Origin of the sequence: Streptomyces sp. NPDC090022 (genome assembly GCF_044748145.1) — a bacterium.
In the GTDB taxonomy this organism is placed as follows: Bacteria; Actinomycetota; Actinomycetes; order Streptomycetales; family Streptomycetaceae; genus Streptomyces.
In genome coordinates this window covers 160,086-182,823 of record NZ_JBIVFN010000005.1, presented here as the reverse complement: position 1 = coordinate 182,823, position 22,738 = coordinate 160,086, and the positions used below count along the sequence as shown (strand labels likewise).

Below are 22,738 nucleotides of genomic sequence, written 5' to 3'. Positions count from 1 at the left end.
TGGTACCGGATGGGGGGCCGTCACCCCTTGGGAGGCTCAGGAGGCGGGCGTCGGCTCGCCCTCGACGGCGTCGGCACCGGCGTCGCCCTTGGGGTTGGGGTTGGGCTTGCTGTCGGCCTTGCCGGTCTGCGGGGGTACGGCCGCCGGTCCGTCGAGGACCGCGGCCCGGGCGTCGTCCTTGGCCGGCCCGTTGAAGATCAGGTTCAGGATGATCGCCGCCGCGGCGCCCAGCGTCACACCGCTGTTCAGCAGCGAGGAGAGGTCGGCGTCCATGTGGTCCTTGAAGAAGACCGGCACGGTGGCGGGAAGCAGGGCCGCGGCCAGCGAGACCGCGACGACCAGCGCGTTCCTCTCCTCCTTGAGGTCGACCTTGGCCAGCGTCTGGATACCGGCCAGGGCCACCATCCCGAACATCACGGTGGCCGCGCCACCGAGCACCGCGTGCGGGACGGAGGCGACGGCCGCCGCGGCCTTCGGCAGCAGACCCAGGACGATCATGAACACACCGGCGGCGACGACCACGAACCGGCTCTTGACCTTGGTCATCCGGACCAGACCGACGTTCTCGGCGAAAGCCACGTACGGGAAGGAGTTCAGGACACCGCCCAGCGCGGTGGCGGCGCCGTCGGCGCGCAGGGCGCGGGCGACGGTCTCGCTGTCGACCTCCTTGCCGACGATGTCGCCGACGGCGTAGGTGTCACCGGTCGTCTCGACCATCGTGATCAGCATGACGATCAGCATGAGCACGATCGGGAACCACTCGAACTTCGGCATCCCGAAGTGGAAGGGCGTGGTGACGCCGATCCAGTCCGCCTCGCCGACATCGCCGAACGAGGCGTCGCCGAGCAGGAAGGCGACCGCGGTGCCGCCGACGAGTCCGAGCAGGATCGCGATGGAGGACAGGAAGGGGCGGCCGAGCTTCATCAGCACGAGGATGAAGAGCATCGTGCCGCCGGCGTACGCGAAGTTCTTCGGGTCACCGAAGTCCGGGCTGCCCAGGCCCCCGGCCGCGTCGTTGAGGCCGACGGGGATCAGGACGATGCCGAGGACGGTGATGACCGTGCCGGTCACGACGGGCGGGAAGATCCGCATCACGGCCCGGAACGCCTTGGCGGGCAGCCAGGCGAAGGCGAAGGTCGCTATCCCTGCGGTGATGACGGCGCCGTAGATGACCAGCAGCGCGGCGGTGCCGCCGCCCGCGCCGAGACCCATGGCGATCATCGGCGACACGGCGGTGAAGGTGACGCCCTGGATCAGGGGCAGGCGCGCGCCGATCCGGCCGATGCCGAGGGCCTGGATGATCGAGGCGATACCGCAGGTGAAGAGGTCCGCGTTGATCAGGTAGACCAGCTCGGCCTTGCTGAGCCCCAGGGCGCCGCCGACGATGATCGGCACGATCACCGCGCCCGCGTAGAACGCGAGGACGTGCTGGAAGCCGTAGAGGGCGAGCTTGGGAAGGGGGAGCACCTCGTCGACCGGGTGCGTGCTCTGCTCTCCGTTCGCGGAAAGCCGGGCGGCGACACGTGCCATCTCTGCCTAGCCCTTCAAGGTAGGTAAGTGAGAGGAGATCTGGTTATCCCTGGCCGGAGTGGGTCGTCATCCCGTTTTCCGCCAGGGTTGTCAGTGCGTTCACGTGAATCGAAGCCCCGCTGTGTTACCGGCGGCGTCTCGTCGTGTGACCGGAATTGAACGCCTGTGGGAGGCCTCACAGATATCGTCGACTTCCACAAATTGTTGAAGACTCGACGGCGAGTTTCTGGAGGTTCCGCCAGTGGCGGGAGTGCGGATCGCCGGGGTAAGCGCAGCGGCCGCCGGAAGGGCGGCTCACGCCGCGCGATGACGAAGGGGGCGGCGCTGACCAGGCGCGATCGCCCGACCACTGCCGCCCCCAGCACATCCGACACCCCGCCGCGGCTGTCCGAGGGGTGGACACCCGCACCCGGACTCCATGCCTCCACAGCGTCCGAACCTGGCCGAGAACCGCTCCCGAGGCCGGATCGTTACGTGCGCGGCGGGCGCTTCGGACGGTTTTCCGCCGCCCCGGCCGACCACGTCGAGACGGCCGGGACCGGTTCCCCCACCGTCCGGGGGGGCGGGGTCACCGCAGCCAGACCCCCGCCAGCAGGCGGGCCACCTCGTCGCTGTCCAGCCGGAGCGCCGCGCCCACCGTCGCCAGGACCTCGCGCTCGGCCGGCGTGTACGGGCCGTCCGCCAGGGCGATGCGCGCGCCCTGCAGGAGCAGCGACTCGCGGCCCACCGCCGCCAGGTGCGGGGCCAGTGGTTCGAGGGCCTCGTGGAGCTCGATCGACAGGGCCGCCCCGCAGCACTCCGGTCCGTCGTAGAGACCCGGCAGGCGGCCCTCCTCCACGGTCAGCGCCGCGACCAGGCTCTCCAGCTGCTCCTCCGAGCAGTCCTGGAAGCCCGCCGCCCGTACGGACGCCACCGCCGCCTCCAGCGCCGAGCGGGACGCCGTCCCGCCCGCCGCCAGCACCGCCAGCGTCACCGTGTGCACGGCGTCGCGCAGCATCGCCGACAGGCGCGTGGTCGTCGGGTGGTCCAGGACCTCGGTGTCGAAGCGGTCCCGGCACGCCCCGCACTCGACGACCGGGCCGATCGCCCCGCGCGGGAGCAGCGGCACCCCGAGGACGGTGAACCGGCGGCGTCCGGTGCGCCTGCGGTAGTTGCGGTCGCCCCCGCAGGCCGGGCAGAAGAACTCCCCGTCGCCCACGGTGTTCCAGGTGGTACGAATGCCCCAGACCATGACTTTCCGGCCGGTCCCACCTCGAGCTGGCAGCACGTCGAACCTCCGTCACCCCAAACCCACGACAGCTTCGCCGGGTTGGCGTGATGTTAGCCACATCGGTGAGGATGCGTCAGCCGTGTGACAGGACAACATCTGGCGGCGCACGCACTTGGCCGAAGTGCGCCCCTCATGCTCCCCCGCGCCCCCTACCCTCTGCTCCCGTGAACAACGAGTCGTGTCTGGTCACCGGCGCCGCGAGCGGCATCGGCCGCGCCACCGCCGTGCTGCTGGCCCGCGAAGGGGCCCGGGTCACCGCGGCCGACATCAACGCGCAGGGCCTGGCCGCCCTCCGTACCGAGCTGGCCGAGGACGGCCTCGGCATCGAGATCGTGACCGGTGACGTCTCCGATCCGGACTCCCATCGGGCGATGGTCGACACGGCCGTCCGGGTGTACGGCCGCCTTGACGTCGCCGTGGCGAACGCCGGTCTGCTCCCCCTTTCGGACGTCACGCAGACCTCGCCCGCCGACTGGGACCGGGTGATGGCGGTGGACGGCAGGGGGATGTTCCTCACCTGCAAGTACGCCATCGAGGCGATGACCGCGCAGGACCCCGCCGGCGGGGCGCTGGTCCTGGTGTCCTCCATCTCCGGTATGGCCGGCCAGGCCCGCCAGGCGGCGTACGGGCCGGCGAAGTTCGTGGCCACGGGCCTCACCAAGCACCTCGCGGTGGAGTGGGCCGCCCGCGGGATCCGCGTGAACGCGGTCGCGCCCGGCACGATCCGTACCGAGCGCGTGCGGGCGTTGCGGGACGAGCCGGGCGGCCCCGAGTACCTGGCGGAGATCACGGACCTGCACCCGATGGGCCGGCTCGGCGAGCCGGCGGAGGTGGCGCGGGCGATCGCCTTCCTGGCCTCGGACGCGGCGTCCTTCATCACCGGCGCGGTGCTTCCCGTGGACGGCGGCTACCTCGCCCGCTGAACCCCCGTATACGAACCGGCCCCGTCCCCGGACACGAACGGGCCCCGTTCCCTCCGGCCGGAGGGAACGGGGCCCGTCACGACGACGGCGTGGCCGCTCAGCGCCCCGCCCGGTTCACCGCCGAGATGACCGCCTTCAGCGACGCGCGCGTGGTGTTGGCGTCGATGCCGATGCCCCACAGCACCCGGCCGTCGATCGCGCACTCGATGTACGAGGCGGCCTGCGCGGACGCGCCCTCGCTCATCGTGTGCTCCGTGTAGTCCAGCAGGCGGGCGTCGACCCCGATGCCGGCCAGCGCGTCGAAGAAGGCCGAGATCGGGCCGTTGCCGGTACCCGTCAGGACGGCGTCCGCGCCGTCCACGACCGCCTCGACGGTCAGGGTGTCCGTGCCGTCCTTGTCGGTGGCCGTCGAGCCGGAGCGCAGCTGGATGCGGCCCCACGGGTTCTCCGGGTTGGGCAGGTACTCGTCGGCGAACACGTCCCAGATCGCCTTCGGCGTGACCTCGCCGCCCTCGGCGTCCGTCTTCGCCTGGATGATCTTCGAGAACTCGATCTGCATCCGGCGCGGCAGGTCCAGCTTGTGGTCGTTCTTCAGGACGTACGCGATACCGCCCTTGCCGGACTGCGAGTTGACGCGGATGACCGCCTCGTAGGAGCGGCCGACGTCCTTCGGGTCGATCGGCAGGTACGGGACCGCCCACTCGATGTCGTCCACGCTCTTGCCGGCGGCGGCCGCGTCGGCCTCCATGGCGTCGAAGCCCTTCTTGATGGCGTCCTGGTGGGAGCCGGAGAAGGCGGTGTAGACCAGGTCGCCCGCGTAGGGGTGGCGCGGGTGGACCTCCATCTGGTTGCAGTACTCGCTCGTCCGGCGGATCTCGTCGATCTGCGAGAAGTCGATCTGCGGGTCGACGCCCTGGGAGAACAGGTTCATGCCCAGGGTCACCAGGTCGACGTTGCCGGTGCGCTCGCCCTGGCCGAACAGGCAGCCCTCGATGCGGTCGGCGCCGGCCATGAGGGCCAGCTCGGCCGCCGCGACCGCCGTGCCACGGTCGTTGTGCGGGTGCACGGACAGGCAGATGTGCTCGCGGCGGGTCAGGTTCCGGGACATCCACTCGAAGCGGTCCGCGTGTGTGGAGGGCGTGGAGCGCTCCACGGTGGCGGGCAGGTTCAGGATGATCTCGCGGCCGGCCTCGGGCTGCCAGACGTCGCAGACGGCCTCGCAGACCTCCAGGGCGAAGTCCAGCTCGGTGTCGGTGAAGATCTCGGGGCTGTACTGGTAGCCGAAGACCGTCTCGTCGCCCAGGATCTTCTCGGCGTACTCCATGACCAGGCGGGTGCCGTCGACGGCGATCTGCTTGATCTGCTCCTTGGAGCCGCGGAAGACGACCCGGCGGAAGGTCGGGGCGGTCGCGTTGTACATGTGCACGGTGGCGCGCCTGGCGCCGCGCAGCGACTCGACCGTGCGCTCGATCAGGTCCTCGCGAGCCTGGGTCAGTACGGAGATGGTGACGTCGTCCGGGATCGCGCCCTCTTCGATGATCGAGCGGACGAAGTTGAAGTCGGTGTCGCCGGAGGAGGGGAAGCCGACCTCGATCTCCTTGTAGCCCATGCGCACCAGCAGGTCGAACATCTCGCGCTTGCGGGCGGGGCTCATCGGGTCGATCAGGGCCTGGTTGCCGTCGCGCAGGTCGGTGGACAGCCAGCGGGGGGCCCGGGTGATCCGCTTGTCCGGCCAGGTGCGGTCCGGGATGTCCACCTGCTCGTACACGCCGTACTTGTGGATCGGCATCCCGGAGGGCTTCTGGGTGTGGGTCGCGTTGGTGATGGGCGTGGGGCGACCGAAGGTCTGGCTCATGGCGTTGGGCTCCTCGCGTATCCGCGCGTGGTTCGCTTCTGCGGCCGACTGGTCGCACTGCCTCGGTTCGGTGAGACGGCGCAACACCGGACTCCGCGGGGAGGGGGTCGGCCTACGACTACAGACCCTCGCCGCGGCAGCTAAGGAGAAGCAGCCCGAAACGCATGATGTGCCGCAGCCTAGCCGAGCCGCGCCGTGATGCGCGGACCTGTTTCAGTATGCAAGATCCGAGTGTCCGTTTTGTGCTGTTTGTGAGCTATGCCGCATCCCTCGCCCCGAGCTCCGGGGGATCCGTCAACTCCAGCGTGACACCTTTCAGACAGTCGAATGAATCATGGTCGCAGCTAGTGACACCGTCATGACGCACTGCCACATTTCCGGTCTATGGATGCCACCGCCCCCCACGCCCGGACCCTCCACCCCGTCTTCTGCACGATCGTGCCGCCCCACCTGCTGGACAAGATCGCGCAGTCCGGGAACACCGCCCGCGCCGACATCGCCCAGCGCACCCTGGAGCACGACTCCCTCCAGCGCACCCGGCGCCGGATCACCACCGTCCGGGGCATCACCCCGGCCGCCCTCGGCTCCGTACCGGCCCCCGACCAGCCCGAGCGCACCATCTACGACGCCCAGCACCGCACCCGGCTGCCCGGGACCAAGGTGCGCGGCGAGGGCAGCGAGCCGCACAAGGACGCCACCGTCAACCGCGCGTACGCCGGTCTCGGCGCGACGTTCGAGCTGTTCCTGAAGGCCTTCGGGCGCCGCTCGATCGACGACGCGGGCCTGGCCCTGGACGCCACCGTCCACTACGGCGAGCAGTACAACAACGCCTTCTGGGACGGCCGCCAGATGGTCTTCGGCGACGGCGACGGCGACCTGTTCCTCGACTTCACCGTGTCCGTCGACATCATCGGGCACGAGCTGGCGCACGGTGTCACGCAGTACACCGCCAACCTGGAGTACTACAAGCAGGCCGGCGCGCTCAACGAGTCGATGTCCGACGTCTTCGGCTCCCTGATCAAGCAGTACACCCTCGACCAGACCGCCGACCAGGCCGACTGGCTGATCGGCGCCGGGCTGCTCGGCCCGAACGTCACCGGGGTGGCGCTGCGCTCGATGAAGGCGCCGGGCACGGCGTACGACGACGACGAGCTCGGCAAGGACCCGCAGCCGGCGACCATGGACGACTACGTCAACACCTCCCGCGACAACGGCGGCGTCCACATCAACTCCGGCATCCCCAACCACGCCTTCTACCTGCTGGCCACCGACCTCGGCGGCAAGGCCTGGGAGCGGGCCGGGCAGATCTGGTACGACACCCTCACCGGCGGCGAGCTGCGCACGAACGCCACGTTCAAGGACTTCGCGCGGCTGTCGGTGGCGGCGGCGGTGACCCGGTTCGGGGACGGCGGCGCGGAGCACCAGGCGCTCCTCAAGGCCTGGTCGTCGGTGGGCGTGCCCACCGAATAGCGCGAGTGCGCGCGGCGGCGGGCCGGGACGGGTAGACAGGGGGCCATGCGGATTCACGTGGTGCGGACGGGCGGTTTCGCGGGCATCGAGCGACAGGCCGAGGTGGACACCTCCGGCCGGCCGGACGAGGAGGAGTGGCGGGCGCTGGCCCAGCTGGCGCTGCGGCCGGGGCCGGCGGCGGAGGGCCGGCCCGGCGACCGGGTGCGGGACGGTTTCTCGTACCGGATCACGGTCGACGGGCGCACGGTGTCCGTCCACGAGCCGCACCTGTCGGGGGCCCAGCGGCAGTTGATCTCCAAGGTCCTCAAAGAGGGTGCCTGAGCTGGGCTTCTTTGTTTGGATGGCCCGATGACCCTTCTTGATGACCTTGAGCGCTACTACGACACCGTGCCGCGCGTGGGCGGGGCGCGGGCCGAGGACTTCGGCCCGCTGACCCTGTTCGTCCAGGAGGGCGAGGGCTGGCCGTACTACGCCCGCCCTACGCTCGACGGCCCGGCCGGTGACGTCACGGTGGCGGAGGTGAACCGGGTCCTGGAACGCCAGCGCGAGCTGAACGTGCCCCAGGCCTTCGAATGGGTGGCCGAAACCACTCCCTCCCTGCGCGCCGCGGTCGAGGCGGCCGGACTGCATGTTCATGCACACCCGCTGATGGTGCTCGACCCCGCGGCCGAGCTCCCGGCGCCGCACCCTGAGGTCCGGCACCTCGGCGCGGAGGACCCGCTGCTGCTGCAGGCGGTGGCCGTACCGATGCTGGCCTTCGCGGCACCGGGCACGGCGCTGGGCGAGGCGGGCCCGGCCGAGCTGGAGACCACGGTGACCGACCCCTCGACGGAGTCCCGGCGGGCGCACGTGTCGACGATGCTGGCGTCGGGGCGGACCGCCGCGGCGGTCGCGGTGCGCGACGGGGTGGTGCTGTGCTCCGGCCAGTACAACCCGGTGGGCGACGTGGCCGAGGTGGTGGCCGTGGGCACCCTCCCGGCGGCGCGCCGTCAGGGGCTGGCCCTCGGCGTCACGGCGGCGCTGGTGGCCGACGCGCTCGCGAGCGGGGCGAAGACGGTGTTCCTGTCGGCGGGCGACGAGGACGTGGCCCGGATCTACGGGCGGGTGGGCTTCCGCCGGGTCGCGACGGCACTGATCGCGGAGCCGGCGCAGTAGGTCGGGCTCCTCGCGGCCGTGCGCCGCGGGCGGGTTGCCGTTGCCGTTGCCGTTGCCGAACCGGCAACGAAGTTTTCCCCCTGCTCGTGCGCGGCGGAGCATCGCCGGTGTCACCGCCCGTCGAGACACCGGGACAAGAGGGACACCGCGCATGAGCGAACACGAGCACGACCACGCCCGGCAGCACGGCACCCGGGCCACCGCCGACCGGTCGGAGCAGGAGTTCTGGGACGAGCGCTACCGCGAGAGCGACCGGATCTGGAGCGGGAAGGCGAACGCCGCCCTGGTCCGCGAGGTCGAGGGGCTGCCCGCCGGGCGGGCCCTCGACCTGGGCTGCGGGGAGGGCGCGGACTCCGTCTGGCTGGCCCGGACCGGCTGGCAGGTGACGGGGACGGACATCTCCGCCGTCGCCCTGGAACGGGCGGCCGAGCACGCCGCCGGGGCGGGGGTCGCGGACCGCATCGCCTTCGAGCGCCACGACCTGGGCGCGTCCTTCCCCGCCGGGCACTACGACCTGGTCTCGGCCTGCTTCCTGCACTCGCCCGGTGACATGCCGCGCGAGCGGATCCTGCGTACGGCGGCCGCGGCCGTGGCCCCCGGCGGCACCCTGCTGATCGTCGGCCACGCGGGCTGGCCGTCGTGGGAGGAGAACCCGCGCCCCGACATCACCTTCCCCACGGCCGAGGAGGTCCTTGCGGACCTGGACCTGCCGGAGGGGGACTGGGAGGTCCAGGTGTGCGCGGAGCACGAGCGGGTGCAGCCGGCGCCGGACGGCCGCCCCGGCGTCCGGCTGGACAACGCGCTGAAGATCCGCCGCCTGGGCTGAGGCGGCGGGCCGACGGGCCGACGGGCCCCGCGCCGCCGGGCCCGTCCGGTCTCAGAAGCCGAGCTTGCGCAGCTGCTTGGGGTCGCGCTGCCAGTCCTTGGCGACCTTCACGTGGAGGTCCAGGAAGACCGGCGTACCGAGGAGGGCCTCGATGTGCTTGCGCGACTTCATGCCCACCTCCTTCAGGCGGGAGCCCTTCGGGCCGATGATGATGCCCTTCTGGCTGGGGCGCTCGATGTAGACGTTCGCGTGGATGTCCAGCAGCGGCTTGTCCGCCGGACGGTTCTCGCGCGGCAGCATCTCCTCGACGACGACCGCGATGGAGTGCGGCAGCTCGTCGCGGACGCCTTCCAGCGCGGCCTCGCGGATCAGCTCGGCCACCATGACCATCTCGGGCTCGTCCGTGAGGTCGCCCTCCGGGTACAGCGGCGGGCTCTCCGGCAGCAGCGGGGCGATCAGATCGGCCACCAGCTGGACCTGGCTGTCGCCGACCGCCGAGACGGGGACGATCTCGGCCCACTCGAAACCGAGCTCCTGCGCCAGCTGCTGGATCGCGATCAGCTGCTCGGCGAGCGTCTTGGAGTCGACCAGGTCGGTCTTGGTGACGATGGCGATCTTGGGCGTCTTCTTGATGCCCGCGAGCTCCTTGGCGATGAACTTGTCACCGGGGCCGAGCTTCTGGTCGGCGGGCAGGCAGAAGCCGATCACGTCGACCTCGGCCCAGGTGGTGCGCACGACGTCGTTGAGCCGCTCGCCCAGCAAGGTGCGCGGCTTGTGCAGGCCGGGCGTGTCGACCAGCACCAGCTGGGCGTCCGGGCGGTGCACGATGCCGCGGACCGTGTGGCGGGTGGTCTGCGGCCGGTTGGAGGTGATCGCGACCTTCGTGCCCACGAGTGCGTTGGTCAGGGTCGACTTGCCGGCGTTGGGGCGGCCGACGAAGCAGGCGAAGCCCGCACGGTGCGGGGCGGTGGGCTCGGGGGAACGATCGCTCATACGGGCCATTCTCCCCGATGCGGCCCCTTGCGCCGACCAGCCGCCACCACACCCCCTTCCGGGCCCTCCGCGCCTCGAACGCCGGCGGGGCTGCGTGAGGTGCCCGGCGGCACGGGGTGAGCCACCGGGGGTACGTCCAGCCCGCGCTGCGTGTGAGCGCACGGATGGGGTCTGGGGCGGAGTCCCCGCTTCCTCGGGCCCCGGGGCGCGGCTCACGACAGGGTCAGTGTCAGGACCGCCGTGTACGCACCCGTCGCGGTGTACGGCGGCACCTCCAGCGTGACCGTGGCGTCCACGGTGGCCCGCCCCCCGCCCGCGGGCCCGGTCGCCAGGACGGCGCCGTCCACGCCGACCGCCCCGGACGGCCCGGCGGCGCAGCCCGCGCACGACGGCCGCCACACCAACCGCGCCCCCTGCAACGGTTTGCCGCCGCGCCCCGTGAACACCGTGACCTTCCCGGTCAGCGTCCACCCGGCCCGGCCACCGCCGGTCCGGGTGTCGGTCACCGTGACCGTGCCGATCCGGCCCGCCGCGCCGCCGCCCGCGCCGTTCGCGACCGCGCCCAGCGTGATCTGCGCACCGGTCTGGGCCATCGAGAGCGTGCCCGTCCCGGCTCCGGCCGTCGGCGCGGGAGCGGGAGGAAGGACCGGCAGAGGGACCGGCACCGGCGCCGGCACCATCACCGCGTACGCCGCCACCCCCGACGACCGTCCCGGCGCCCACTCCGTGCCCTCGTGCGCCACGATCCCCGTCGTGCCCCGGTCCGTGACCGCCAGCTCCGCCGTGAACCCGCCCGCGCCGTCCGCCGTCGCCGTCGCCCGGTCCGCGGTCGGCGCCTCGCCCGCCCGGCCCGTCACGGTGACCGCCGCCCCCGGCACGAAGCCGACGCCCCTCACCGTGACCTTCTCCCCCGGCAGGCCGGAAGGCGCGGCCAGGGACACCGAGCGCAGGTTGGCCATCGGCAGGGGCGTCGTGTCGAGGCGGGCCGCGACCGGCGCGTCGTCCAGCGTGCACGGTGTGGTGTGCAGGACGTGGTCCCCCGGGGTCAGGGTGACCGGGCCCGGCGCGGTCACGGTGAACATGCCGGTCATCGTCAGCGGCGGCACCTCGGCCCCGGCCGCCGTCCCCGCCTCCGGGTCCTCGCCGCGGATCCCGGTCACGGTCACCGTGCCCGTCTGCGCGCCGCCCAGGACGACCGTGCCGGCCATGAGCTCCCCGGCCGCCGGCCCCGCCACCACGGTCCTCGCCACCTCGTACGTGACGGTGACCGTGTCACCGGCCCGCGGCCGCGGATCGCTGACGGTGAGCCGTACCGCACCCGTGCCCGCGACCGGGCCGTCACCCGTGCCGTCACCCGTGCCCGCGACCGGCGCCGCCCCGGCCTCCGCGGGCGGCCCGCAGCGCATCGCCACGGCCACCGCGTCCCCGGGCCCGGTCGGCGTACCGGCCACCGGCCCGGCCACCGGCGGCTCGGCCGCCGGCTCCGCACCCGCCGCCGGTACGCCGAGCGCGGCCGCCGTGAGCACGGCGAGCCCCAGCGCCGCCGCCCGCCTCCGGTTGCGTACTCCTGTGGCCACTGCCCACCCCCCAGGCGGCCATTGACAGACCGGGGGCGTCAGAAGTCAATGCGCACACCCGCCGCCGACTGATGGTCCATCAGGTACTGGCGGCGTCCCGGAACGTCCGCCGGTACGCCGTCGGGCTCACCCCCAGCGCCGCCCGCACGTGCTTGCGCATCGACTGCGCCGTACCGAACCCCGCCTCCCGCGCCACCCGCTCCATCGGCAGGTCGGTGGCCTCCAGCAGCTGCCGCGCCCGTTCCACCCGCTGCGCCACGATCCACTGCCCCGGGCTGACCCCGGACTCCTCACGGAACCGGCGCGTGAACGTCCGTACCGACACCGCCTCCTGGCGGGCCAGGTCGGTCAGGCTCAGCGGCTCGTGCAGCCGGTCCAGCACCCAGGCCCGCGCCGACGTGGTCCCGGGCTGCTGCGCCCGCGGCACCGGGCGCTCGATGAACTGGGCCTGCCCGCCGTCCCGGTGGGGCGGTACGACGGTGCGCCGGGCCACGTCGTTGGCCACCGTCGCCCCGTGGTCGCGGCGCACGATGTGCAGACAGAGGTCGATGCCCGCGGCGACGCCCGCCGAGGTCAGCACGTCCCCGTCGTCGGTGTACAGCACGTCGGGGTCGACCCGGACCGCCGGGAAGAGCCGCTGGAAGTGCTCGGCGGAGGCCCAGTGGGTGGTGGCGCGGCGGCCGTCGAGGTAGCCGGCGGCGGCCAGGACGTAGCTGCCGGTGCAGATGGACACGAGCCGGGTCCCCGGCCGGATGTGGGCGAGGGCGGCGGCGAGGGCCTCGGTCAGCCGGCCCTCCTCGTGGACCGGCCCGAGCTCGTACGAGGCGGGGACCACCACCGTGTCGGCCGTGGCGAGCAGGTCGGGGCCGTGGGTGACGGCGACGGCGAAGTCGGCGTCGGTCTGCACCGCGCCGGGGGCGAGGCCGCAGGTGAGGATCTCGTACAGGGGCCGGCCCTCGGCGTCCTTGGCGCGGCCGAAGATCCGGTGCGGGATGCCCAGCTCGAAGGGGAGCAGTCCGGGCAGGGCGAGGACGACCACGCGGTGCGCGACGGAAGCGGCCATGTCCCGATCGTAGCGAAGGATGTCATTCAGGCCACTGGAGCGGCTGCGCCCCGCCCGTGGAAGCTGTCGGCGTGACGCAGACAGCCCCCACCCCCAGCACCGGACCCAGCACCGGCCCGAGTGCCGGTACGAGCACCGGCACCGGCACCGGCACCGGCGCCTGTGCCCCGCGCCGCCCCGGCCGGATCCACCGCGCCTGGTTCGTCGCGGCCGTGGCCTTCGTGACGATCGTCGGCGCGGCCGCCTTCGCCTCGCTGCCCGGGCTGCTGATCGAGCCGCTGCATGAGGAGTTCCACTGGTCGCGGGCCACGGTCGGCTTCGCCCTCTCCGTCAATCTCGCGCTGTACGGGCTCACCGCGCCGTTCGCGGCCGCGCTGATGGACCGTTTCGGCATCCGCCGGGTCGTCGCCGCCGCGCTGACGGTGATCGCCGGCGGCTCGGTGGCCACGGTGTGGATGACCGCGTCGTGGCAGCTGGTGCTGTTCTGGGGCGTGCTGGTGGGCCTGGGCAGCGGTTCGATGGCGCTGGCGTTCGCCGCGACCGTCACCAACCGCTGGTTCACGGCCCGGCGCGGTCTGGTCACCGGCGTCCTGACCGCGGCCGGCGCCTCGGGCCAGCTGGTCTTCCTGCCGCTGCTGTCGTGGCTGGTGCAGGAGCACGGCTGGCGTCCGGCGGCGGTGACGGTCTCGCTCGCGGCGCTGGCGGTGGTGCCGTTCGTGTGGCTGCTGCTGCGCGACCATCCGGCGGACGTCGGCCTCGCGCCGTACGGGGGCGCGTACGCCCCGAAGCCGGCGCCCGTGCCGGGCGCGGCGCGGCGGGCGCTGGCCGTGCTGTTCCGGGCGGCCCGCACCGGACCGTTCTGGCTGCTGGCCGGGACCTTCGCGATCTGCGGTGCCTCGACGAACGGGGTGATCAGGACGCACTTCGTGCCCGCCGCGCACGACCACGGCATGCCGATCACGGCGGCCGCCGGGCTGCTGGCGGTGGTCGGGGTCTTCGATGTCGTCGGGACCATCGCCTCGGGCTGGTTCACCGACCGCTTCGAGGCCCGCCGGCTGCTGGCGGTGTACTACGCGCTGCGCGGCGTCTCGCTGCTCTTCCTGCCGATGCTGCTGGCGCCCACCGTCCACCCGCCGATGGTGTTCTTCATCGTCTTCTACGGGCTGGACTGGGTGGCGACCGTGCCGCCGACCATCGCGCTGTGCCGGGAGTTCTACGGCGAGGACAGCGCCATCGTGTTCGGCTGGGTGCTGGCCTCGCACCAGGTGGGGGCGGCCCTGGTCGCCTTCCTGGGCGGGCTGGCCCGGGACGCGTTCGGCTCCTACGACCTGGTCTGGTACGCGTCGGGCGCGCTGTGCGCGGTGGCGGCGCTGATGGCGATGGTGATCCGGCGCCGCCGCCCGGCCGGGGACCCCGCCGCGCCCGCCGCGACGGCCGGCACGGCCTGAACCAGGGGCGTCAGCCCGCCGGGGTGGTCGACTTCAGGGTGCCGTCGGGGCCCGCGAGCAGGACCGGGGTGTCCGGGCCGCCGAGGTCGCGTACGGCGGCGCGGTCGGCGGCGGCCGGGGCGTCGGCGGCCGTGACGACGGCGGCGGCCTCCAGCGACTGGGCGCCGCTGGCCACGGCCATCGCGACGGCGGTCTGCAGGGCGCTGAGCTTGAGGGAGTCCAGCTCGACGGTGCCGGCGACGTAGGTACGGCCGGTCTCGTCCCGGACGGCCGCACCCTCGGGGACGCCGTTGCGGGCCCGGGCGCTGCGCGCCAGCGTGATGATCTTGCTGTCCTCGGGGCCGAGCCCGGTGCTGTCGGTCATGGCCGCAAGCATATGGAGCGCCTCGGCGGAGCCGTGCAACGGCCCCGCCGAGGCGCTCTCCCCTCCATCCCCCTGTTCTTCCCGACGCCCCCCGGCGTCCCCCCGGGTCTGTGGATCTTCCGTTTCAGGGCAGGGGGCAGCCACTGGACGGATCTTGCTTGGCAGAAGCAAAGCTAAGCGTAAGGTAAAGAAATCCCGTGATCCGAACGCCCTGCGACATCGTGACCTCGGGGCCCCCGGGGGCCTTCAGCCGGTCACGGCCGGTCCAGCCGCAGCCGCTCCGCGCGCGGCAGCCCGGCCACGACGAGGTCGTAGGAGTCCTCGACGAGCTCGCGCACCATGGCGTCGGGCAGGCCGTCCACCGTCACCGTGTTCCAGTGCCGCTTGTTCATGTGCCAGCCCGGCACGATCGCCTCGTGGTCGGCGCGCAGCCGGACGGCCAGCTCCGGTTCGCACTTGAGGTTGACCTTCAGCGGCGTCGCGTCCAGGGCGCTGAGCGCGAACACCTTGCCCAGCACCTTGAACACCGAGGTCTCCGGGGTGAAGGGGAACTCCTCCACCGCGGCGTTGAAGCCCAGACAGAACGCGCGCAGCTCGGCCGGGGTCATGGCGCGGCGCCCTCCCCGACAGCGGGATCCGCCGGCAGCGGCTCCGCCAGTACGGTCACGATCTTGTTCCGGCGGCCGGCCGGGGATTCGGCCGTCAGCCGCAGCGAACGGCCGTCGGGCAGGTCCACCAGGGCCGAGGCGCCCGCGATGGGCACCCGGCCCAGCGCCTTGGCCAGCAGACCGCCGACCGTCTCGACGTCCTCGTCGTCGAAGTCCTCGATCCCGAAGAGCTCGCCGAGGTCGGTGATGTCGAGACGGGCCGTCACCCGGTAGGTGTCCGCGCCGAGTTCCTCGACGGGCGGCAATTCGCGATCGTACTCATCGGTGATCTCGCCGACGATCTCCTCGAGAATGTCCTCGATGGTGACGATGCCGGCCGTGCCGCCGTACTCGTCGATGACGACGGCGACGTGGTTGCGCACCTGCTGCATCTCGCGCAGCAGATCACCGGCGTTCTTGGTGTCGGGGACGAAGACCGCCGGGCGCATGGCGGTGGTGACCAGGTCGGACTCGGCCTCGCGGTTGACGTGCGTCTTGCGGACCAGGTCCTTCAGGTACACGATCCCGACGATGTCGTCCTCGTTCTCGCCGGTCACCGGGATGCGAGAGAAGCCCGACCGCAGGGCGAGCGTGGTCGCCTGACGGACCGTCTTGTACCGCTCGATGCAGATCAGGTCGGTGCGCGGCACCATCACCTCGCGTACGAGGGTGTCGCCGAGCTCGAAGACCTGGTGCACCATGCGGCGCTCCTCGTCCTCGATCAGCGACTCCTTCTCCGCCAGGTCCACCATCGCGCGCAGCTCGGCCTCGGAGGCGAACGGGCCCTTGCGGAAGCCCTTGCCCGGGGTGAGCGCGTTGCCGATGAGGATCAGCAGCTGCGGGATCGGGCCCATGACCCGGGCCAGCGGCAGCAGGACATACGCGGCGGCGGTCGCGGTGTTCAGCGGGTGCTGGCGGCCGATCGTACGCGGGGAGACGCCCACCGCGACGAAGGACACCAGCACCATGACGGCGATGGCGACCAGCAGCGCCTTCCAGTTGTCGCCGAGGGCGTCCAGGCAGACGTACGTGACGAGCACGCCCGCCGCCATTTCGCACGTGACGCGGACCAGCAGCGCCACATTGAGGTAGCGGGTGGGGTCGGAGGCCACCTGGAGCAGCTTGGCGCTGCCGCGCCGGCCCTCGCGGACGGCCTGCTCGGCGCGGAAGCCGGAGACGCGGGCGATGCCCGCCTCGGCGCAGGCCGCCAGCCAGGCCACCACGACCAGCAGTACCGCTCCGGTGATCAGCTGGGGGGTGGTCACGAGACGGTCGGGGCCGGGGAGGGTCCGGTCATGCCGCGCTCGGCGCGCCAGCCGTCCACGATGGCCGCCTGGAGGCCGAACATCTCGGCCTTCTCGTCCGGCTCCTCGTGGTCGTACCCGAGCAGGTGCAGCACCCCGTGGACGGTCAGAAGCTGGAGCTCCTCGTCCATGGAGTGCTGCGTCGGCGCGTCCTCGCCCTGCTTCTTGGCGACCTCGGGGCAGAGCACGATGTCGCCGAGGAGCCCCTGCGGGGGCTCCTCGTCGTCCTTGGCCGGCGGACGGAGCTCGTCCATCGGGAAGGACATGACGTCGGTGGGTCCGGGCAGGTCCATCCACTGCATGTGGAGCTGCTCCATCGCCTCGGCGTCGATGACGATGACGGACAGCTCGGACAACGGGTGGATCCGCATCCGGGTGAGCGCGTAGCGGGCGATGTCGAGGATCGCCTGCTCGTCGACCTCGGTTCCGGACTCGTTGTTGACGTCGATCGACATGGTGCTCTTCGGCTCTACTTCCCGTTTCGGCTGTCGTACTGCTCGTACGCGTCGACGATACGGCCGACGAGCTTGTGCCGGACGACATCCTGGGAGGTCAGCAGCGAGAAATGCACGTCCTCGACGCCGTCGAGGATCTCGCGGACCTGGCGCAGACCCGATTTGGTGCCGCCGGGGAGGTCGACCTGGGTCACGTCACCGGTGATGACGATCTTCGAATCGAAGCCCAGGCGGGTCAGGAACATCTTCATCTGCTCGGGATTCGTGTTCTGCGCCTCGTCGAGGATGATGAACGCGTCGTTGAGCGTCCGGCCTCGCATGTAGGCCAGCGGCGCCACCTCGATGGTGCCGGCCGCCATGAGCCGCGGGATCGAATCGGGGTCGAGCATGTCGTGCAGCGCGTCGTACAGCGGCCGCAGGTACGGGTCGATCTTCTCGTAGAGCGTGCCGGGCAGGAAGCCGAGCCGCTCACCCGCCTCGACGGCGGGCCGGGTCAGGATGATTCGGCTGACCTGCTTGGACTGCAGGGCCTGGACCGCCTTGGCCATGGCGAGGTAGGTCTTGCCGGTACCGGCGGGGCCGATGCCGAAGACGATCGTGTGCTTGTCGATCGCGTCGACGTACCGCTTCTGGTTGAGGGTCTTGGGGCGGATGGTGCGGCCGCGGCTGGAGAGGATGTTCTGGGTGAGCACCTCGGCGGGCGTCTCGTCCGGTCCATTGCCGTTCTCGCTCGCCTTGAGCATGGCGATCGAGCGTTCCACTGCGTCCTCCGTCATCGGCTGTCCGGTGCGGAGCACCAGCATCATCTCGTCGAACAGGCGCTGGATCAGGGCGACTTCCTTGGCCTCCCCGACCGCACTGACCTGGTTTCCCCGTACGTGGATGTCGGCCTCGGGGAAGGCCTTCTCGATCACGCGCAGCAGGGCGTCACCCGAACCGAGCACCATCACCATCGGGTGCTTGGCCGGAACGGTGAAGTGGGCTCGCGCCTGCCCCGGCACTGTAGGTTCCCCCGCGCCGTCGGGGCGCCGGGAGCGGATCTGGGCTGTGGGTGTCTGAGTCATGGGCCGGCTCTCTGGCCTGCACATACCTCCTGTAGCGGGGTCTCGCCGATCGAGAACCTCTTGGAATACCAAGCGTACGACGCGCCCGGGGTGTTCCCGAGGGGATTTACCGGCGGCTACGCGGAGTGCCGGAAGCCGATGGTCGGGACCGCCCGGCGGCGCGGCCCCGGGGCGCTCTCCGGCGGGATCAGCTCGTCCAGGAAGCCGTAGCGGGCCGGCCGCTCGCCCAGGGAGCGCCACCAGTGGGCGACCTCCGCCCAGCCCGGTGCGGAGAGGGAGCCGCCGAACTCCTGGACCGAGAGGGCGGCCGTCAGGCCCGCGAAGGCGAGCCGGTCGGCGAGCGGCCAGCCGGCCAGGGTGCCGGTGACGAAGCCCGCCACGAAGACGTCGCCGGCGCCGGTCGGGTCCAGGGCCTCCACCTCGATGCCGGGGACCTCGGCGGTCTCCCCGGTGCGGCCGTCCACGGCGTACGAGCCCTCCGGGCCGAGGGTGACCACCGCGATCGGGACCAGGTCGGCCAGGGCGCGGGCGGCGGCGCGCGGGCAGTCGGTGCGGGTGTAGCGCATGGCCTCGCCGGCGTTCGGCAGGAACGCCTCGCAGTGCTCCAGGTCCAGTGCGCCCAGGTCCCAGCGGCCGCTCTCGTCCCAGCCGACGTCCGCGAAGACGTGGGAGCCGCGGCGGGCGGCGTCGGCCACCCACTCCTCGCGGCGGCCGGGGACCAGCGAGGCCACGGCGGCCCGGGCGCGCGGCGGGCAGGCGGGGAAGGGGCCGGGGCCGGCGGGCGGCGGCGCCTCGTGGCCGTGGCTGACCATGGTGCGCTCCCCCTCGTACGCCATGGAGATCGTCACCGGGCTGTGCCAGCCGGGGACGGTCCGCGACATCGACAGGTCGATGCCCTCGTCCTGCTCCAGTACGTCCCAGCAGTAGGCGCCGTAGTGGTCGTCGCCGAAGGCGGCCGCGAGGGAGGTGTGCAGACCGAGGCGGGCCAGGGCGGTGGCCATGTTGGCGACGCCGCCGGGGCTCTGTCCCATACCGCGCGCCCAGGACTCCGTACCGCGCACGGGTGCCGAGTCGAGACCGGTGAAGATGATGTCGAGGAAGACCGTGCCGGTCAGGAACACGTCGCAGTCCGGGTCCTGGGGCGCGCGCAGCGGGCCGAGCGGGTCCACCGCCCCGGCGGCGCGGGCGGCGCCGTGGGGTGCGGTCGGGCGGCTGCCTCTGGTGTTCCGACTGGTCACGGTGTCCTCCCCGGTTCGGTGGCGAGCTCCCGGCTCTGCCCGCGCGGCGCCGGGCCAAACCCAGTGTGTCCCACATCACAGCCGGAAGTCGGCGGTCGCGTACGGCGCGTGGTGCGCGCCACGGGTGCGACGGCCGTCCCGCAGCGCTGCCTCAGCGGCGTTTGGGCAGGGGCACCCGGGCCAGGTCCGCGGCGATCGTCAGTTCGCCCTCGAAGCCCGCGGCGCGGGCCTGGAGCTCGAACGCGTCGGGGTCGGTGTAGCGCTGCGAGAAGTGGGTGAGCACCAGGTGCCGCACGCCCGCGTCCCGGGCCACGCGGGCGGCCTGGCCCGCGCTCAGGTGCCCGTGCTCCTCGGCGAGGTGCTGGTCCTCGTCCAGGAAGGTGGACTCGATGACGAGCATGTCGCAGCCCTCGGCGAGGCCGTACACCCCGTCGCACAGCCGGGTGTCCATCACGAACGCGAAGCTCTGCCCGGGCCGGGGCTCGCTGACGTCCTCCAGCGTGACGCCGCCGAGCACGCCCTCGCGCTGGATCCGGCCCACGTCGGGGCCCTTGATGCCGTGCCGCGCGAGCAGCGCGGGCAGTATCCGGCGGCCGTCGGGTTCGGTGAGGCGGTAGCCGAAGGACTCCACCGGGTGCGACAGGCGCCGGGCGGAGAGCGTGTAGGAGGCCCCGGTGGCCAGCACGCCGTCCTCGGAGACCGGCACCTGGTCGATGACGACGGTCTCGCGGTAGGCGGTGGCGTACCGCAGGCGGTCGTAGAACTTCTGCCCGCTGGCCGGGTAGTGCGCGGTGACCGGGTGCGGGACCCGGTCGAGGTTGATGCGCTGGATCACCCCGGCGAGACCGAGGCTGTGGTCACCGTGGAAGTGGGTGACGCAGATCCGGTCGATGTCGTGCGCGGCGACGCCGGCGCGCAGCATCTGCCGCTGGGTGCCCTCGCCGGGATCGAAGAGGATGCCCTCGCCGTCCCAGCGCAGCAGGTAGCCGTTGTGGTTGCGGTGCCGGGTGGGCACCTGGCTGGCGGTGCCCAGCACCACGAACTCGCGTGCGGACACGGCTATCCCGGGGGCCACTGCAGGCCGCGTCCGCCGAGGACGTGGGCGTGCACGTGGAAGACGGTCTGGCCGGCTCCGGCGCCGGTGTTGAAGACGACCCGGAAGCCGGACGCGTCGACGCCGTCCTGCGCCGCGACCTCGGCGGCCTCGCGCAGCACGTCGGCCGCGACCGCCGGCTCCGCGGCGGCGAGGCTCGCGGCGTCGGGGTAGTGGACGCGCGGGACGACGAGCACGTGGGTGGGCGCCTGGGGGTTGATGTCCCGGAACGCCACCGTGGTCTCGGTCTCCCGTACGACCGTCGCGGGGATGTCCCCCGTGACGATCTTGCAGAACAGGCAGTCTTCCTGCGGTTCCCCTGCCATCGCTTGTCCTCCGGTCGCGCTGATCATCTGCGTGCATCGTATCGGCCGCAGGAACGCCGCCCGGCGCCCGGCGCCCGCGGCGCCCTCGGGTCCGGATCGGGCCACGGCGCCGGTCACGGCGTCCGTCGCGGGGCGGGCGGCCCCGCGGGCTCCGGGACCGGTGCCCCGGCCCCCGGCCCCGGCCCCGGCACCGGCCCCGGCCCCGGCCCCGGCTCCGGCCCCAGCTCCGGCTCCGGCTACGACCAGCGGCCCGTGCGGGCCAGGAGGACCGCCGTCGCGGCCGTACCGGCGGTGGAGGTGCGCAGCACCGAGCGGCCCAGGCGGTACGGCCGGGCACCCGCCTCGGCGAAGGCCGCGAGTTCGTCCGGCGAGACCCCGCCCTCGGGGCCCACCACGACCACGATCGAGCCGGCGGCCGGCAGCGCGGCCGTGGCCAGCGGCTCCGAGCCCGCCTCGCGGTCCTCGTGGAGGACCACCGCCAGGTCCGCCCCGGCCAGCAGCGCCGCGACCTGCTTGGTCGAGCGGGCCTCCGCGACCTCCGGGAAGCGGACCCGGCGCGACTGCTTGCCCGCCTCCCGCGCCGTACTGCGCCACTTGGCCAGCGACTTGGCCCCCCGGTCGCCGCGCCACTGCGTGATGCACCGCGACGCCTGCCACGGCACGATCGCGTCGACGCCGGTCTCCGTCATCGTCTCGACGGCCAGCTCGCCCCGGTCGCCCTTGGGCAGCGCCTGGACCACGGTGATCCGCACGGCCGGCTCGGGCTCCTCCTCGACGGTGTGCAGGTCCATGACCACCAGGCGGTCCTTGCCCTCGGCGGCCTTGACCACGCCCTCGGTCCAGCGGCCGCGCCCGTCGGTGAGGACCACGTCCTCGCCGGGGTTCAGCCGCTTCACCGACACCGCGTGCCGGCCCTCGGGGCCCTCCAGCACGAACTCCGGCCCCGCGGGCACCTCTTCGACCACGAACACCGGGGCCGTCATCACACGCTCCTCATCTGCGTCTCGGCCAGCTCGGCCATGAGTACCTCCACCAGTTCCCCGGCCGGCAGCGCCCGCGCCAGCCGGTGGCCCTGGCCCGCCCACAGGGCCATGCCCTGCGGGTCCCCGGCCGCCGCGGCGGCCTTGCGCAGGCCCGCCGTCAGGTAGTGCACCTGCGGGTAGGCCGCCGGCGCGTACGGTCCGTGCTCGCGCATGAACCGGTTGACCAGCCCCCGGGCCGGCCGGCCCGAGAACGCCCGGGTGAGCTCGGTACGGACGAACAGGGGGTCCGTCAGCGCCTTCTTGTGCAGCGCGTGCGCCCCGGACTCCGGGCAGGCCAGGAACGCCGTGCCCAGCTGCGCCGCCTCCGCGCCGGCCGCGAGCACCGCCGCGATCTGCGAACCGCGCATCAGGCCGCCGGCCGCGACGATGGGCAGCGCGACCGCCTCCCGCACCTGTGCGACCAGTGCCAGCAGCCCGACGCCCGTCCCGTCGGCCTGCGGGTCGTCGCGGTGGGTGCCCTGGTGACCGCCGGCCTCGATGCCCTGGACGCAGACGGCGGCCGCGCCGGCCGCCTGCGCGGTGCGCGCCTCCTCGACGGAGGTCACGGTCACCACCGTGCACGTACCCGCCGCGCGCAGACCCGCCAGGGCCGCCGGGGTGGGGCAGCCGAAGGTGAACGAGACCACCGGGACCGGGTCTTCGAGGAGGATGGCGAGCTTGGCGTCGTAGCCGTCGTCGCACGTGCCAACGATGTCATCGGCGGCGAGCGAGGTCTCGTACCAGCTGGCCTCGCCCGCGAGCTGCCCGCGGTAGGCCTCGACGGCGGCGGGATCGACGTACGCGGTCTGCGGCAGGAACAGGTTGACGCCGAACGGCCTCCGGGTGAGTCCCCGCAGCCGTTTGACCTCTTGGTACATGCCGTCGGCGGTCTTGTAGCCGCCGGCCAGGAAGCCCAGCGCGCCCGCCTCGCACACGGCGGCGGCGAGCGGCGGGCACGAGGCGCCGCCCGCCATGGGAGCCTGCACGATCGGATACGGGGAAAGACCGTTCAGTGCGGTGGACATGACCGCATCGTGCCATGTCCACCGCACCAGGCCGAATCGTGGCATTCGCCTGGCATAGTCCACGCGGCTCGCCGCCGGCGGCCGTCGGAC

At 72.7% G+C, this 22,738-nt stretch carries 22 protein-coding genes; 6 read left to right on the top strand and 16 right to left on the bottom strand.

Annotation, left to right across the window (positions count from 1 at the left end; translation table 11 throughout):
* Positions 1-36 precede the first annotated feature (36 nt).
* Both ACIPXB_RS13800 and ACIPXB_RS13795 read right to left on the bottom strand, forming a co-directional pair.
* Entirely contained in the window at positions 37-1,530 is a 1,494-nt protein-coding gene (locus ACIPXB_RS13800; protein WP_401448642.1) for a nucleobase:cation symporter-2 family protein, read from the bottom strand.
* 568 nt (positions 1,531-2,098) lie between these two features.
* Complete coding sequence (locus tag ACIPXB_RS13795) at positions 2,099-2,797, bottom strand: TerB family tellurite resistance protein (protein WP_401448640.1); 699 nt, start codon at positions 2,795-2,797, stop codon at positions 2,099-2,101.
* Positions 2,798-2,964: 167 nt separating this feature from the next.
* On the opposite strand from ACIPXB_RS13795, the gene ACIPXB_RS13790 reads away from it, so the two are divergent.
* Positions 2,965-3,723 carry an SDR family NAD(P)-dependent oxidoreductase gene (locus tag ACIPXB_RS13790; protein ID WP_401448637.1) on the top strand — a complete coding sequence of 253 codons (759 nt, stop codon included), beginning with the start codon at positions 2,965-2,967 and terminating at the stop codon, positions 3,721-3,723.
* Between the two features lie 97 nt (positions 3,724-3,820).
* Here the strand turns inward: ACIPXB_RS13790 and leuA are convergent, their stop codons facing one another.
* The gene (gene leuA / locus ACIPXB_RS13785; protein ID WP_401448635.1) at positions 3,821-5,578 is read right to left on the bottom strand and encodes a 2-isopropylmalate synthase; all 1,758 of its coding nucleotides are present in this window, start codon (positions 5,576-5,578) and stop codon (positions 3,821-3,823) included.
* 384 nt (positions 5,579-5,962) lie between these two features.
* Between leuA and ACIPXB_RS13780 the strand changes: the two genes are divergently transcribed.
* From ACIPXB_RS13780 to ACIPXB_RS13765, 4 genes are all read left to right on the top strand, one after another.
* Complete coding sequence (locus ACIPXB_RS13780) at positions 5,963-7,048, top strand: M4 family metallopeptidase (protein WP_401448633.1); 1,086 nt, start codon at positions 5,963-5,965, stop codon at positions 7,046-7,048.
* Between the two features lie 45 nt (positions 7,049-7,093).
* The gene (locus tag ACIPXB_RS13775; RefSeq protein WP_401448631.1) at positions 7,094-7,369 is read left to right on the top strand and encodes a protealysin inhibitor emfourin; all 276 of its coding nucleotides are present in this window, start codon (positions 7,094-7,096) and stop codon (positions 7,367-7,369) included.
* 27 nt (positions 7,370-7,396) lie between these two features.
* Entirely contained in the window at positions 7,397-8,203 is an 807-nt protein-coding gene (locus tag ACIPXB_RS13770; protein WP_401448628.1) for a GNAT family N-acetyltransferase, read from the top strand.
* Positions 8,204-8,354: 151 nt separating this feature from the next.
* Positions 8,355-9,029 (top strand): SAM-dependent methyltransferase, encoded by a 675-nt coding sequence (locus ACIPXB_RS13765; RefSeq protein ID WP_401448626.1) that lies wholly within the window; start codon positions 8,355-8,357, stop codon positions 9,027-9,029.
* A gap of 51 nt (positions 9,030-9,080) precedes the next feature.
* Here the strand turns inward: ACIPXB_RS13765 and era are convergent, their stop codons facing one another.
* From era to ACIPXB_RS13750, 3 genes are all read right to left on the bottom strand, one after another.
* Entirely contained in the window at positions 9,081-10,031 is a 951-nt protein-coding gene (era, locus tag ACIPXB_RS13760) for a GTPase Era (RefSeq protein WP_401448624.1), read from the bottom strand.
* A gap of 203 nt (positions 10,032-10,234) precedes the next feature.
* Complete coding sequence (locus tag ACIPXB_RS13755; protein WP_401448621.1) at positions 10,235-11,599, bottom strand: beta-xylosidase; 1,365 nt, start codon at positions 11,597-11,599, stop codon at positions 10,235-10,237.
* Positions 11,600-11,678: 79 nt separating this feature from the next.
* Positions 11,679-12,662, bottom strand: coding sequence for a GlxA family transcriptional regulator (locus tag ACIPXB_RS13750; protein WP_401448618.1), 984 nt, complete (start codon positions 12,660-12,662; stop codon positions 11,679-11,681).
* Between the two features lie 185 nt (positions 12,663-12,847).
* Here ACIPXB_RS13750 and ACIPXB_RS13745 point away from each other — a divergent pair, with 185 nt between their 5' ends.
* Positions 12,848-14,110, top strand: coding sequence for an MFS transporter (locus ACIPXB_RS13745; protein ID WP_401448918.1), 1,263 nt, complete (start codon positions 12,848-12,850; stop codon positions 14,108-14,110).
* Between the two features lie 10 nt (positions 14,111-14,120).
* Here the strand turns inward: ACIPXB_RS13745 and ACIPXB_RS13740 are convergent, their stop codons facing one another.
* The 10 genes from ACIPXB_RS13740 to ACIPXB_RS13695 form a co-directional block, all read right to left on the bottom strand.
* Complete coding sequence (locus ACIPXB_RS13740) at positions 14,121-14,474, bottom strand: cytidine deaminase (protein ID WP_401448616.1); 354 nt, start codon at positions 14,472-14,474, stop codon at positions 14,121-14,123.
* A gap of 254 nt (positions 14,475-14,728) precedes the next feature.
* Positions 14,729-15,082 carry an MmcQ/YjbR family DNA-binding protein gene (locus ACIPXB_RS13735; protein WP_401448613.1) on the bottom strand — a complete coding sequence of 118 codons (354 nt, stop codon included), beginning with the start codon at positions 15,080-15,082 and terminating at the stop codon, positions 14,729-14,731.
* A complete protein-coding gene (locus ACIPXB_RS13730) occupies positions 15,079-16,386 on the bottom strand; it encodes a hemolysin family protein (protein ID WP_401448611.1) in 1,308 nt (435 codons plus the stop codon). Before ACIPXB_RS13730 ends, ACIPXB_RS13735 begins: the two co-directional genes overlap by 4 nt.
* Positions 16,383-16,880, bottom strand: a complete 498-nt coding sequence (gene ybeY, locus ACIPXB_RS13725; protein WP_401448608.1) for an rRNA maturation RNase YbeY — start codon at positions 16,878-16,880, stop codon at positions 16,383-16,385. The genes ACIPXB_RS13730 and ybeY overlap by 4 nt, the downstream gene beginning before the upstream one ends.
* 14 nt (positions 16,881-16,894) lie before the next feature.
* Complete coding sequence (locus ACIPXB_RS13720; RefSeq protein ID WP_401448605.1) at positions 16,895-17,944, bottom strand: PhoH family protein; 1,050 nt, start codon at positions 17,942-17,944, stop codon at positions 16,895-16,897.
* Positions 17,945-18,060: 116 nt separating this feature from the next.
* Positions 18,061-19,113 carry a carbohydrate kinase family protein gene (locus tag ACIPXB_RS13715; RefSeq protein WP_401448916.1) on the bottom strand — a complete coding sequence of 351 codons (1,053 nt, stop codon included), beginning with the start codon at positions 19,111-19,113 and terminating at the stop codon, positions 18,061-18,063.
* 220 nt (positions 19,114-19,333) lie between these two features.
* On the bottom strand, positions 19,334-20,239 hold the full coding sequence (locus ACIPXB_RS13710) for a ribonuclease Z (protein ID WP_401448602.1): 906 nt from the start codon (positions 20,237-20,239) through the stop codon (positions 19,334-19,336).
* Positions 20,240-20,241: 2 nt separating this feature from the next.
* Positions 20,242-20,601: a histidine triad nucleotide-binding protein gene (locus ACIPXB_RS13705; RefSeq protein WP_401448600.1), complete on the bottom strand. Its 360-nt coding sequence runs from the start codon at positions 20,599-20,601 to the stop codon at positions 20,242-20,244.
* Positions 20,602-20,837: 236 nt separating this feature from the next.
* Positions 20,838-21,584 carry a 16S rRNA (uracil(1498)-N(3))-methyltransferase gene (locus ACIPXB_RS13700; RefSeq protein ID WP_401448598.1) on the bottom strand — a complete coding sequence of 249 codons (747 nt, stop codon included), beginning with the start codon at positions 21,582-21,584 and terminating at the stop codon, positions 20,838-20,840.
* A complete protein-coding gene (locus tag ACIPXB_RS13695; protein ID WP_401448595.1) occupies positions 21,584-22,648 on the bottom strand; it encodes a nitronate monooxygenase in 1,065 nt (354 codons plus the stop codon). Before ACIPXB_RS13695 ends, ACIPXB_RS13700 begins: the two co-directional genes overlap by 1 nt.
* Between the last annotated feature and the right edge of the window lie 90 nt (positions 22,649-22,738).